The following is an 11,558-nucleotide window of genomic DNA, read 5'->3' on the forward strand; positions in this document are numbered from 1 at the left end:
CCTTTCCCCCGCGATCACCACCTCGGTCGCCACCGCGCAGACGATTGCCGACGCGAACCCCGGTCTCTACCAGGTTGTCGGCGAGTACATCCGATAAGCGATGACTTCTGAGCCGTGAAGAAATCACTCAGGGCGCCGGCGATTCGGGCGGGAGCACTCTCGGTGGGAATATGGTCGGCCCCGGGAATGCGAACGAGCCCGGTATGCGGGATCTCCGCGGCGAACTTCTCGGCGTAGGCGACGCTTTCGAACCTGTCGTTCTCACCCCAGACCAGCAACTTGGGTGTCGGGCAGCGTCGGAGCGGGGGAACCAGGTCAAGGGTGTAGCGGTTGTCGGCCGCACCCGCCAGCGCCAGCCAGGAGCGGCGGACCCGCGGGTCGTTCCACGGATCCACGTAGTCGGCGATCAGTTCTTCGGTGGCGGCATCGGCGAGCGCAGACGCCACGGCCTGCCGACGGGCGTTGCGGAACTCCTCGGCGGTCGTGGCGGCGGCCACCGCCGGGTCGCGGAACCGGGCGACATGCGGTGCGGGCCAGGAGTCGTAGAGCACCGAGTTGACCAGCGCGAGACCGGACACCTCCAGCTGGTCGTGGACCAGGAGATGCTGGGCGACGGCGCCGCCGATATCGTGGCCGCCCAGGGCGATCGGTCCGGTGATCCCCATCGTGGCCACGAATCGCCGCACCCATTGCGCCAGAGCGGGAACGGTGGCGGTGCCCGTGGTGAGTTCGCCGCCCGAGCGCCCCGAACCGGGAAGGTCGACCGCGAGGGGCCGTAGACCTGCCGCCGCGAGGCCGTCCAGCACCGGAAGCCACACACGGCTCCAGTAGGTTCCGTGGAGCAGTAGCACGGTGGGCCCGTCCTGCTCCACGGTCAGATAGCTGGCCGCTTCGCCGTCGACCTCTATCGCGGTCCGCTGTACGCGTGCTGGAACGGTTGCGCTCATGGCTCCACAGTGGCCTCGACGGCGCCTGTGGGCCAGAGTCCGGAAAGACATCATCGAGTACATTCCTGCCACTGCTTCCGGCCCGGTCGGCAGATCACCGATTGAACCCGCGACCTCCGGGTACGTCGCATATATACACCAGGACCGAACATTCGGAGGTAGAGATCGTGGCGGAAAAGCAGACCGGCCCCCGGGAAGGACTGGAAGGCGTCGTCGAAGGCGTGAAGGGCAAGGCCAAGGAAGTAGGCGGTACCCTCCTCGACAACAAGGACCTACGCGACGAGGGCATCGCCCAGCAGGACAAGGCCGAAGCACAGCGCGAGGTCGCCGAGAAAGAAGCCGAAGCCGAGAAGGCCCGCTCCGAAGCCGGCGTACAGGAAGCACGGCAGCGGTCGCATCAGGGACGATAGCAGCGGTTTCGCCTGTCGTTCCCCGCGCGCGTTCTCAGGTCGCGACAGGCCACCGAAGCCCGCGGCGGTCGTCCGGAGAAGTCCGGGCGGCCGCCGTTTCCCGTGCCGTACTCGAGCGGTTACGGATACGGATTGGCTGCGAACAGCTGCCACATCCGGTTCAGCATTTCGGTGCGCCGCGTACCCGTCGGCCGGTTATGGCTGCCACCGTTGTAGACGCGCCACAGCACGGCGGAGGCGATATTCTCCGGGCTTGGCAGCTCAGCGGCGGACGCGACGCCAGCTCCAGGACCGACCTGTGGCCCCGGCGCGCGAAGCGGTCCCGAAGCCCGCGAGATGTAGCGCGATCAGCAGCAGTCCGAGGGTGACGAGGGTGCCGCCGGTGATGGAGTCACCGAGGCTGGCATCCGTCAGATCGAAAAGGAGCGCGAGACCGAACGCGACGGCGGCGGCAATGGCGAGCACGAGAACCTCCTGATGTTCCACCGGAAGCGACGACACCCGAGCGGGTTCGCCGAGTTCCTATGTCGCACATACCCGCAAAATATCCCGGCACACAGCGGTCGCCCGAAACTTCTGAGCGACACCTGTTACGCGGTGGACTCGCGCGCCCCGAAGCGGACGGCCAACTCGTGCCGCTGCCTCCGGAGGAAGCCCGCATCCACCACCGCTCCGTGTCCGGGCACGTACACCGCGTCCTCGCCACCGAGCTCGAGCAATCGGTCGAGCGCCGCGGGCCACTGCGCCCCGACGGCGTCCGGCCCGGCCTGCGGCTCGCCCGACTCCTCGACGAGATCGCCGCAGAACACCACGGTGGGGTCACCGGGTACCACGACCGCCAGATCGTGCGCGGTATGGCCGGGGCCGATACGGACCAGCAGGATCTCGCGACCGGCGCCGCGCGCCAGGGCGGTCACATCCCGGACGTACTCGCCGGGCCGGACCAGGGCGTCTGCGGCCGCGCGGGCCGCGGCCGCGTCGAGCCCGTTGTGCACGGCGTCGGCGTACATCTCCTCGCGTCCTTCCCGGTACACCGCCTGCGCGCCATCCGCGGCGAACACCGGGACAGGTCCGAACGCCGCCGCACCGAAGACATGGTCGAAGTGGGGGTGGGTCAGCACGACACCGGTGACAGCCCGGCCCGCCAGACGCTGTGCCCCCTCCCGTACCCGGGCGCCTTCCTCGGGACTCGACCCGGTATCGACCACGAACGCGCAGTCCTCCCCCACGATCAAGCCGACCGTGCAGTCCCACACCGGCAACCGGCACCGACCGACCCCGGCCGCGACCTGCTCCCACCCCAACGTTTCCCACGTCACCGTCATACCGAAACGTTAGCGGCCCGCCCGCCGCGCGGGGACCACCCGAGCGGCACGACCGCCGGCGAACGCCGCCTGTGACCGAACGCTCATCGGACAATCCATTCAGTCTCTATAACAATCCATATGGACTGTTAGGGTGGGAGGAATGAGCGAAACAGTGGATACCGCACCCGGGCGGGCGGGCCGTCGTGAGTGGGCTGCCCTGGCCGCGCTGGTCAGCGTGGTCCTGTTGCTCGCCATCGATGGAACCGTGCTCTATCTCGCGGTACCGGCCCTGACCGCCGATATCCGGCCGACTGCGACCCAACTCCTGTGGATCGGCGATATCTACGGGTTCGTACTGGCCGGACTGCTCATCACCATGGGCAATCTCGCCGACCGGATCGGGCGCAAACGCCTCTTGCTGATCGGCGCCGGCGCGTTCGGCGCCGCCTCCGTCCTCGCCGCGCTGGCACCCGACGCCGAAACGCTCATCGCCGCGCGAGCGCTGCTCGGCGTGGCCGGGGCGACGTTGATGCCGTCGACGCTGTCCATCGTGCGTGCCGTGTTCACCGATCCGCGGCAGCGGACGACGGCGATCGCCGTATGGTCGGCCGGAGCCACCGCGGGCGCGGCCGCCGGGCCGCTGATCGGGGGTGTGCTGCTCGAGCACTTCTGGTGGGGTTCGGTGTTCCTCATCAACGTGCCGGTCATGGCCCTGGTCCTGGTGGCGGGCGCGCTCCTGTTGCCGGAATCCCGTGGCGCCGGCGCACACACGGTGGATTGGCTGTCCTCGGTGCTGTCGATTGTCACCATCGTGCCGCTGGTCTACGCGGTGAAGCACTGGGCCGGCACCGGGCTCGACCCGACGGTCGCGGTGGCGGCGCTGATCGGGACTGCCGGCGGCGCGCTCTTCCTGCGCAGACAGTCGCGACTGGCCTTTCCGCTGGTGGATATCTCACTGTTCCGGACGCCCGCGTTCACCGGTGCCGTGCTGTCCACCGCACTATCGATCTTCGCGTTCCTCGGGCTGCTGTTCTTCTTCTCCCAGTATCTGCAACTCGTCCGCGGGTACGGTCCGCTGCAGGCCGGGCTGGCCGAACTGCCGACGACGCTGGCTTCCCTGGCCGTTATCGCCGTGGTCGGCGTACTGGTGGTGCGGTTCGGGGCCGGGCGGACGATCGGCGGCGGCCTGCTGGTGGCCGCCGCCGGTCTCGCCGGCCTCGGCCGGGCCGCCGATTCGCCCGGTTTCTGGGGTCTGGGTATCGCGCTGGCGGTGTTGGGTCTCGGCGTCGGTGTGGCCATGACGCTGTCGACGGACGCGGTGGTCACCGCGGTACCGAAGGAGCGGGCGGGCGCCGCGTCGTCCATCGCCGAGACCGCTTACGAGATGGGCGGCGCACTGGGTATCGCGGTGCTGGGTTCGATCCAGCTGGCGCAGTACCGCGCGAACCTGGAGCTCGGGCCCGGCGCCGACCCGGACGCGGCCGCCGCGGCCCGGGATTCACTCGCGGGCGTGGCGGGTCCGGCGGGCGACTCCGATATCTTCACCCGTGCGGCGGACGCCTTCACCACCGCGCTGCAGTCCACGTCGTATCTCGCGGCGGTCCTGCTCGTGGTGGCGGGTGTACTGGCCTGGCGCGTCATCCCGTCGCACCGGCCGGCCGCGGACAAGGAGCAGGGGCAGCATGAGCCGGTCTGATCAGGGCCTCACCCGAGACAAAGAGCGCACCCGGCTGGCCGTACTCGAAGCCGCGGAACGGATGTTCGCCGAACGCGGCGCCCGGGCGAGCCTGAGCGATATCGCCGCGGCCGCCGGCGTGACGAAAGGCGGGCTCATGCACCACTTCCCGAACCGTGACGCGCTTCTGGCCGGAGTCACCGAACATCTCATCGCGAAAGTCTGGGCGGAGGTACACGACCGAATCGACCTGTCCGAGAACCGGCCCGGAAAATTCACCCGCGGGTATGTTCGCGCCCTTACCAGCGGTAGCGAGTCGGTCGAGCGTGTGTTCAGCCCGACCGGCCTGATCGTCACCCTGGGTGCGGCGCCGGACCTCGCGGAACTCTTCGCCGCCGACGCGCGGCGGCTGACCGAGGCGTTCGCGGCCGACGGTCTGGCATCCGGGACAGCCGCGGTGATCCGCTTCGCGGCCGAGGGGCTGGCCACCGCGGCCAACAGCCCCTACCTCACCGCCGAACAGCTCGAATCCGCGCGCGCGGAACTGCTGGCCATGACCGAAACCGCGGCGCCTGACAACGGGTGATTCCGCCCGCCCCCGTTCCTCGACAGGAACGCGTCGCGATCGGTGCACCGCGGCCGTGCGCCGTTGTCGCGATCAGACCCCGCGGCGATCAGACCCCGCGGCCGGTGCGCTGCTGGAGTTCGTCGATCAGCTGGGACGCCTGCGCTTTTGTCAGCCCCTCCGGCACCTGCTGCCCGGCCTCCTGGGCCAGAGTGTGCAGATAGGACTCCTGCGGGCCGGTCATCGGCTCGTCACCGGTGGTCCACCGGTCCCGGTCCTTCTCCGGCTGTTGCTGCACCATTACCGCTCCTCTCCACGGCGGAACGAGTGTTCGAGGGCCGCGTACCCGGATCGCGCGACTTCAACCCGGCCTTCACGCGGCATGTCCGCGAGGCGACAACCCACGGACGACGCGGCCGCGGCGACACGCCCGTCCGAGCCGAACCCATTGGTCCGGTGGGGTCCCGCGGGATCCCGGTGAAGGCCCCGGCGCTGCGCGTCCTGGCCGGGGCACCGGCGCTGGGAACATCGCCGGGCGCAGCCGGCGGCGACTCCGGTAGTGTCCGCGCTTCCTGTCGTTGCCCGAACCGCCGAACGTGAGGTTGCTCTTCCAGATGACGAATACCGACGACGATCGGGCACGCCGCGAATTCGCATTGCAGGTGTTCGGGCATATGCGCGCAGCAGGAATCACCGATGTCTCCTACGACACCGACGAATTCGCTGTCCGCTACGATGGCGGAGATGCCGTGCTCCATCTCGCGAACCTCTTCACCGAGACGCGCGACCGCTCGCCGGAGGAAACACGGGAGTGGCTGGCCCGGATCGTGCCCGCACTCGTCACGCCCGCGGCGCCACCCGAGAGCTGGGAGGAGGTACGCCCGCTGCTGCGGCCGGCACTACGGTCCGCCACCTACGCATTGGCCGACGAGGGCTCGCGGATACGGCGGCCGCTCCTTCCCTTCGTCGACGAGTTGCTGGCCATCGACTACCCGGATGTCATCGGTTTCCCCGACGAGACGAAGCTCGCCGAATGGGGCGTGACGGCGGAAGAAGCGTTCGCGGTGGCCCGGGAGAACCTGGCCGCGGTCGTGCCGGTGGCCGAACTGCCCGGCGACGGGATCGTGAGAATAGCGGTCGACGAAGCCGACTACCTGTCGTCGTGGATCCTGGTGCCGGATTGGCTGCTCGTCTCGACCGCGAACTTCGAACATCCGCCCGTGGCCTTCATTCCGGATCAGCAGAGCCTGCTGATCGTTCCCGGTGAGCCGGAGCTGCTGTCCGAGGCCTTCGAAATGGTGGAACAGCAGTACCGGGAGGCGGCACGGCCGCTTTCGCCCCAGGGCTACACCCTCGACGAATCCGGCCTGGTGATCCCACTGGACCGGGTGAACACCGCCAACGACGCCGAAGTGGCCCGGGCGCGCGCGGTGCTGGCGGGCGCGGAATACCACGCCCAGCAGCAATGGCTCGAGGAGCGTTATCAGGACGACCTCGAGGCTGTCTATGTGAGCAGCTTGATGGTGGCCGAACGCGAGGACGGTATCCATACCGTCACGGTCTGGGGCGAGGGTGTCGAGGCCGCCCTGCCGGTGGCCGACTTCCTCGCCTTCGCCACCGACGACGAGCGGACCGTCATGGTGCCGTTCGGCACAGCCGTCGAGCTCACCGGTATCGCCCCGATGCCGGACCTCCACCCGCCGCGCTACCGCACCGGCGGATGGCCCGATCCTGCGGTGTTCGAGCGTCTCACGGAGGCCGCGGTCGCGTTCTGACACCGGGTAACCGCGGGCGACAGCGGTGGAATCCGTCCCGGCCGCTCGTTCCCGGAGTTCGGACCGGATCACGTTGTTCAGTACCTTGCCGACTTTCGAGCGTGGCAGATTCGGCCACATATCCACCTGCCTCTGGCATTTACACTCGCCACCATGAGTAGCTGGGCACTTCCCGCCTTCCTGGGGTTGGGACTCGCGGCCGCCTGCGGGTTCCGCGCGTTCCTGCCATTGCTGGTGCTCAGCGCTGCCGTGCATTTCGATGGGCTCGGCCTGAACCTCAACGAGTCCTTCGCCTGGATCGGCTCGACCGGGACGCTGTTCGCGTTATCGGTCGCGGCCACTGCCGAGATACTGGGCGACCTGGTCCCATTCGTCGACAACGTCTTGTCGCTCATCGGCAATGTGAGCGGGCCGATCGCGGGAGCGATAGCCGCCGGGTCGGTGTTCGAGGCCGCTGATCCGGCCACCGCGGCGATCGCGGGGATCATTGTCGGCGCTCCCACCGCGCTCACCTTCAGCGCGACTCGGACCGGTGTTCGCGCGGCCGGCACTGCCACGACGGGCGGCATCGCGAATCCGGTCGTGTCGGTCGTCGAGGATGTGCTTGCGGTCGTCCTGATCGTCCTGGCGATAGCGCTGCCCCTTCTGGTGCCGCTCGTGCTGGGCGCGTTGCTGTTCATCGCATGGCGCGCGGTGCGCGGATTCCGCCGCCGGAGAACGGCGGCGCGGCCGGCCCTGACGCTGTCCTCGCGATCGAGGTAGCTCCCGAATCCCACACCGAGGCGTGGCCCGGCTCAACGCCGAGCGGGACCGGCGGACGCCTGGGTCAGGAATCCGAAAGGTCCTCGGTGGGGATGTATCGGTTCAGTCGATCGGGATCGAGGTCGGGCTCGGCCTCGGTGACCACGCCGTCGGCGAGCATATGCAGTACCCACTGCGCCTTGCCGTTGTTCTTGGCGCGGTACAGACCTGTATCCGCGGCATCGATCAGGGTTTCGGCCTGGCCGCTCTGCACCGTGGTCAGCACGGCGCCGATACTGGCCGACACCTGCACCCGATGGCTGTTGGTGGTCACCGGGTCGGCCAACGCGTCCAGCAGACTGTCCGCCACCCGGCCCATCTTCCAGGCATCGACCGGCGGCGGCACCAACGCGACGAATTCGTCGCCGCCTATCCGGGCCACCAGGCAGTCCAGGTCCTGCACGCTCGCGTGCAGGCGGTCGGCGACCGCGGTGAGCACCCGGTCGCCGGTGCCGTGGCCGTATCGGTCGTTGATGTGTTTGAAGCGGTCCAGGTCCACGAAGCACAAACCGATCTGCTCGCGACCGCCCGCCTCGTTCATCACGGTGTCGAGCCGTTCCAGCAACTGACGCCGGTTGGGTAGACCGGTGAGCGGATCGTGGCGAGCCTGGCGGTGCAGCTCCTGGCGCATACGGTGCTGTTCGGTGACATCCTCACCCACCGCCAGCAGATAGTTCGGGTGACCGGCCCCGCCCTCGACGAAGGTGATGGAGAACGAAGCCCACCCGTAGCTGCCGTCGACGCGGCCGATCTGCTGTTCCAGTTTCACCGTGCCCCCGCGCTCGGGCACCAACTTCTCATAGACAAGCCTGCGAATACGCTCCCGATCCTCGGGGTGGGCGAATTCGTAGACCGAGATACCGCGGAGCTCGTCGACCGGAACACCGATCATATCGGCGAGCTTCTGATTGGCGTCGAGCAGAATACCGTTGGTGTCGCCAACGGCAATGGCCACCGCCGCGTTCTCGAACACCACCCGGTAGCGCGCGTCCGACTGCCGGGCCGGTTCCACCTGTTCCGCATGGTGGGCGGCGAACCGCCGCTGCCGGTGCGCTCCGTACCCCTCACCCAGCTTGGTGAGCAGTATCGACATCCGTGTCACAGTGGCCGGACCGGCGTCCGGCTCGACGAGGTTCCACAGAATGGGCACCGAGGCGGCCGGCACATCGTCGATACCCACCTCCACGGTGGCCAGAGCCGCGCCCACTCTGGCCCCCGCGGTGGGGTCGAATTGTGTCGCGGTGAGGGCCTTCGCCAGGTCATCGACCAGCCAGCGCAGAAACTGGTCGACAGCCGGGTCCGCCGGGGGTTCGCCGGGCGCCCGCAGTGCCCGAGACCACGAGCGGACCAGTTCATCGTGCCCCGACCCGTCCATCACACCCCTTCGATCATCCACTGCCCGACACCACCGCAGCCACCGAGTCACCCCTGCCGGGCACCACCCCGACTGAGGCCATCCTTCCTTATCGGACCGCGCCGTTGCCACTCGGCCGGGTGTTGTTCTCGGCGAAGATGCCGACGCCCTTGTACCGGGTCGTCATCAGCTGCCACACCCAGGTGGCCTGGACGCAGCCGTCCAGGTCGGCGAGATGGGTCAGGACCGGCCCCGCGAGGCCGCTGTCGGCGATACCGGGTTCGGCGCAGCGCGCCGTGAGCGCCGCGTGCAACCCGCGGAACTCGGTGAGCCGGTCGCGGACCACACCGGCGGCGGCGTACACGGCGTCGGCCAGTGTTGCCTGCGGGTCGTTGAGAAAGCACACCGGTATCAGATTGAAATCGGAGCGATCGACTATGCACTCCTTCTCGAAGGAGAACAGATCGTTCATCAGGGCGCCGATCTCGGCGGTCACCACCTGTAATCGGCGCACATCGTCGACGAGACCCGCGGCGGCCAATCGCTGTCGGTCGAGATAGCTGTCCCGTCCGAATTCACACAGGGCGATGGCCGGGAACATGCCCGACACCTGGGCACGGAGATCGATATATTCGGCCGTGGTCAGCAGGTCACGGCGGGACCGGGCGTTCTGGTCGCGGATCGCGGTGCGCAGATGCTCGACTGTCGATTCCAGGAACCGATCGAGCCACTGCCGATCCGCATCCTGGGTGTGTAGCCGGGAGAGGAACTCGACCGTCGCGTTCTCGATCGGCGAGGCGTCCTCGGGTGCGATCCGCGATTCGAGCAGGCGGCACAGCCGGTCGAGTCCGATTCGCGCCCGGTGCTGTTCATCTCCGGACAGGTGCCCGAACTTCTCCCGGCCCACAGTATCGTTGAGCCAGAACAGGATCGCGTTGAACAGGCCGATGGTGGTCAGCCGGTCCGCGCTGATCGGACCCGGATGCAGGTACGGCGTCATACTGTTGTAGTGCGTGCCGCCCGGCTCCAGCCAGATGCCTTGGGCGCGACAGTATTTCTCCACGTCCGCGCAGGCCCGCACACCGAATCGACTCGGCCTGAACTCTCTGCTGTATTCTGCGATATCACAGTCGGGCGTGCTGAGCAGTTCCCGTAACGACCAGGGCCTGTCCGCGCGAACCCGAGTGTCCCGCTGCGCACGCATATCCGTGATTCTCCGCTCGAGCGCCGATGTGTATCGAGTAGCCACGACGACTCTCCTCCCGCAATGATCCAAACCCTTCCAGCTTGGTCGACAGCGGCGGTCGTGTCATCCCATCGGTCTTCTCGCACAAGGAGATACAGCGAGATGCGGTCACGCCGGGGCGCGGGACACCTCCCCTCGGCTAGCCTCGGTAGACCTCGACATAGGCGTTGGTCGCCACCGCGACGACACCGGGACCCATCCCCGTACAACCCGTGGTGACGCGCTGCCCCGCCGGCGTGAAGGGGTAGCTCAGGGCAGCGTAGGGACCGACGCCGTACAGCGGGAACGGACCAGTGGCGTAGAGACCGATGCAATCGACGTGCAGGACATAATTGCTGCCTCCGTCGGATCCGCAGGTCGCCGACGCGCCGAACAGATCGCGCTCGACGACGCAATCCCGCGGCGCCGCCGTAGCTGTGCCGGAACCGATCACCGCGACGAAGGCCAGGCCCGAAACACCGGCGGCCGCAACGCGCGCGGCGGCAAAAAGCTTCTGTTTCACGAGGACTCCTTTCGGAGAGAGTTCGGCCGGGAGCGGCCCCCCGTTACTGCCGCGGCGATTCGCACTGTGGCGCGAGGCGGGGTGGGCCGCTCTCAGTTCGGAGGAGCGGGTGGAGCCGGCCGGTGACCGCCCCGGGGGCCACCGGCCCCGGGGCCGTCATCGAATGCCGCCACCTTTACCGGAAGGCTGTCGTCGGTGAGGAACGACGCCAGTTCCCGGCCGTGTTCGGCGACCGCGGTGCGTTCGGCTCGGGAGAGTCGGCGCAGCGGGGTCACGGTCAGGGCGCCGGCGCGGTGGGCCCAGGTCGCGGCGACCCGGCCGTCGACCAGCACGGCACGCTCGCCGGCGACCGAGAGGCCGCGGTGGACATGGTCGATGATCCGGCTGCGGTCGTGGTAGCCGAGGATCGCATTGTCGAACGCGGGCAGGAACCGTACCGGGGCGGGGGTGTCCGGATCGGGACGGGGCGCGTCCGGGAGGTCGAGAAGTTCGCGGCCCTGCTCGTCCCGAAAGGTGAGCAGTTCGTCGCGGGTCGCGGCCACCGCGGCGGGCAGCCCGGCGAGGCCGCACCACGCGCGCAGATCGGCCACCGCGGCGGGCCCGAACGCGGCGAGATAGCGCCGTACCAGCTCCTTTCCGATCGGATCGGTGCCGTCCGGGGCGGGCGGATCGATTTCACGACCCAGCCAGCGGGCAAGTGGCACGGTGCGGGCGCCGGACGTGCGGCGCCACAACCCACGCGGGGGCAGTTGCACCGTCGGAACGAGAGCGGCGATCACCAGCTCGCCCAGTGGTCGCGGGCCGGCATCCGGCCAGCGCGCGGCGAGTTCCCGGCCGAGTTCGGGCATCGTCCGGGGCCGACCGTCTGCCAGCAGTTCTCCGGCCGCCGCCGTGAGCTCGTCGAGGTCCACTCCGGCGAGCTCGCGCCGGTAGACCCCGAGTACCCGCCCGCGCAGCATGGCGTCGTGGCGGGCCC

General features: G+C 68.7%; 13 protein-coding genes. 5 read left to right on the forward strand and 8 right to left on the reverse strand.

Going from position 1 to position 11,558, the window contains the following annotated elements:
- Positions 1-14 precede the first annotated feature (14 nt).
- Positions 15-947, reverse strand: a complete 933-nt coding sequence (locus tag NS4_RS06940; RefSeq protein WP_084486938.1) for an alpha/beta fold hydrolase — start codon at positions 945-947, stop codon at positions 15-17.
- A gap of 167 nt (positions 948-1,114) precedes the next feature.
- On the opposite strand from NS4_RS06940, the gene mbp1 reads away from it, so the two are divergent.
- On the forward strand, positions 1,115-1,357 hold the full coding sequence (gene mbp1 / locus NS4_RS06945; protein ID WP_063058637.1) for a microaggregate-binding protein 1: 243 nt from the start codon (positions 1,115-1,117) through the stop codon (positions 1,355-1,357).
- A 261-nt stretch (positions 1,358-1,618) separates the two neighbouring features.
- Here the strand turns inward: mbp1 and NS4_RS06950 are convergent, their stop codons facing one another.
- Both NS4_RS06950 and NS4_RS06955 read right to left on the reverse strand, forming a co-directional pair.
- Positions 1,619-1,822, reverse strand: a complete 204-nt coding sequence (locus tag NS4_RS06950) for a hypothetical protein (RefSeq protein ID WP_063058687.1) — start codon at positions 1,820-1,822, stop codon at positions 1,619-1,621.
- Positions 1,823-1,947: 125 nt separating this feature from the next.
- Positions 1,948-2,682 carry an MBL fold metallo-hydrolase gene (locus NS4_RS06955; protein ID WP_063058638.1) on the reverse strand — a complete coding sequence of 245 codons (735 nt, stop codon included), beginning with the start codon at positions 2,680-2,682 and terminating at the stop codon, positions 1,948-1,950.
- Between the two features lie 142 nt (positions 2,683-2,824).
- Here NS4_RS06955 and NS4_RS06960 point away from each other — a divergent pair, with 142 nt between their 5' ends.
- Entirely contained in the window at positions 2,825-4,360 is a 1,536-nt protein-coding gene (locus tag NS4_RS06960; protein WP_063058639.1) for an MFS transporter, read from the forward strand.
- Positions 4,347-4,925 (forward strand): TetR/AcrR family transcriptional regulator, encoded by a 579-nt coding sequence (locus NS4_RS06965; RefSeq protein ID WP_063058640.1) that lies wholly within the window; start codon positions 4,347-4,349, stop codon positions 4,923-4,925. The genes NS4_RS06960 and NS4_RS06965 overlap by 14 nt, the downstream gene beginning before the upstream one ends.
- A gap of 88 nt (positions 4,926-5,013) precedes the next feature.
- On the opposite strand, the gene NS4_RS06970 is transcribed toward NS4_RS06965, so the two are convergent.
- On the reverse strand, positions 5,014-5,205 hold the full coding sequence (locus NS4_RS06970) for a DUF3072 domain-containing protein (RefSeq protein WP_063058641.1): 192 nt from the start codon (positions 5,203-5,205) through the stop codon (positions 5,014-5,016).
- 313 nt (positions 5,206-5,518) lie between these two features.
- On the opposite strand from NS4_RS06970, the gene NS4_RS06975 reads away from it, so the two are divergent.
- Positions 5,519-6,679: a DUF1444 domain-containing protein gene (locus NS4_RS06975; protein WP_063058642.1), complete on the forward strand. Its 1,161-nt coding sequence runs from the start codon at positions 5,519-5,521 to the stop codon at positions 6,677-6,679.
- A gap of 153 nt (positions 6,680-6,832) precedes the next feature.
- Positions 6,833-7,441 carry a DUF4126 domain-containing protein gene (locus NS4_RS06980; RefSeq protein WP_063058643.1) on the forward strand — a complete coding sequence of 203 codons (609 nt, stop codon included), beginning with the start codon at positions 6,833-6,835 and terminating at the stop codon, positions 7,439-7,441.
- 64 nt (positions 7,442-7,505) lie between these two features.
- Here NS4_RS06980 and NS4_RS06985 read toward each other — a convergent pair whose 3' ends face one another.
- The 4 genes from NS4_RS06985 to NS4_RS07000 form a co-directional block, all read right to left on the reverse strand.
- On the reverse strand, positions 7,506-8,876 hold the full coding sequence (locus NS4_RS06985) for a diguanylate cyclase domain-containing protein (RefSeq protein ID WP_157105923.1): 1,371 nt from the start codon (positions 8,874-8,876) through the stop codon (positions 7,506-7,508).
- A gap of 67 nt (positions 8,877-8,943) precedes the next feature.
- Positions 8,944-10,038, reverse strand: coding sequence for a terpene synthase family protein (locus tag NS4_RS06990; RefSeq protein WP_245665134.1), 1,095 nt, complete (start codon positions 10,036-10,038; stop codon positions 8,944-8,946).
- Positions 10,039-10,219: 181 nt separating this feature from the next.
- Entirely contained in the window at positions 10,220-10,582 is a 363-nt protein-coding gene (locus NS4_RS06995) for a hypothetical protein (protein ID WP_063058645.1), read from the reverse strand.
- A gap of 92 nt (positions 10,583-10,674) precedes the next feature.
- A partial coding sequence (locus NS4_RS07000) for a winged helix DNA-binding domain-containing protein (protein ID WP_084486959.1) occupies positions 10,675-11,558 on the reverse strand: 884 nt, incomplete at its 5' end.

Source organism: Nocardia sienata NBRC 100364 (assembly GCF_001613205.1).
Taxonomy (GTDB): Bacteria; Actinomycetota; Actinomycetes; order Mycobacteriales; family Mycobacteriaceae; genus Nocardia; species Nocardia sienata.

Bases quoted from the DNA above. Each gene is read 5' to 3' on its own strand.
- NS4_RS06990 (WP_245665134.1), bottom strand. From the start codon at position 10,038: ATGCGTGCGCAGCGGGACACTCGGGTTCGCGCGGACAGGCCCTGGTCG.
- NS4_RS06980 (WP_063058643.1), top strand. From the start codon at position 6,833: ATGAGTAGCTGGGCACTTCCCGCCTTCCTGGGGTTGGGACTCGCGGCC.
- NS4_RS06970 (WP_063058641.1), bottom strand. From the start codon at position 5,205: ATGGTGCAGCAACAGCCGGAGAAGGACCGGGACCGGTGGACCACCGGT.
- NS4_RS06940 (WP_084486938.1), bottom strand. From the start codon at position 947: ATGAGCGCAACCGTTCCAGCACGCGTACAGCGGACCGCGATAGAGGTC.
- NS4_RS06975 (WP_063058642.1), top strand. From the start codon at position 5,519: ATGACGAATACCGACGACGATCGGGCACGCCGCGAATTCGCATTGCAG.
- NS4_RS06955 (WP_063058638.1), bottom strand. From the start codon at position 2,682: ATGACGGTGACGTGGGAAACGTTGGGGTGGGAGCAGGTCGCGGCCGGG.
- NS4_RS06965 (WP_063058640.1), top strand. From the start codon at position 4,347: ATGAGCCGGTCTGATCAGGGCCTCACCCGAGACAAAGAGCGCACCCGG.
- NS4_RS06960 (WP_063058639.1), top strand. From the start codon at position 2,825: ATGAGCGAAACAGTGGATACCGCACCCGGGCGGGCGGGCCGTCGTGAG.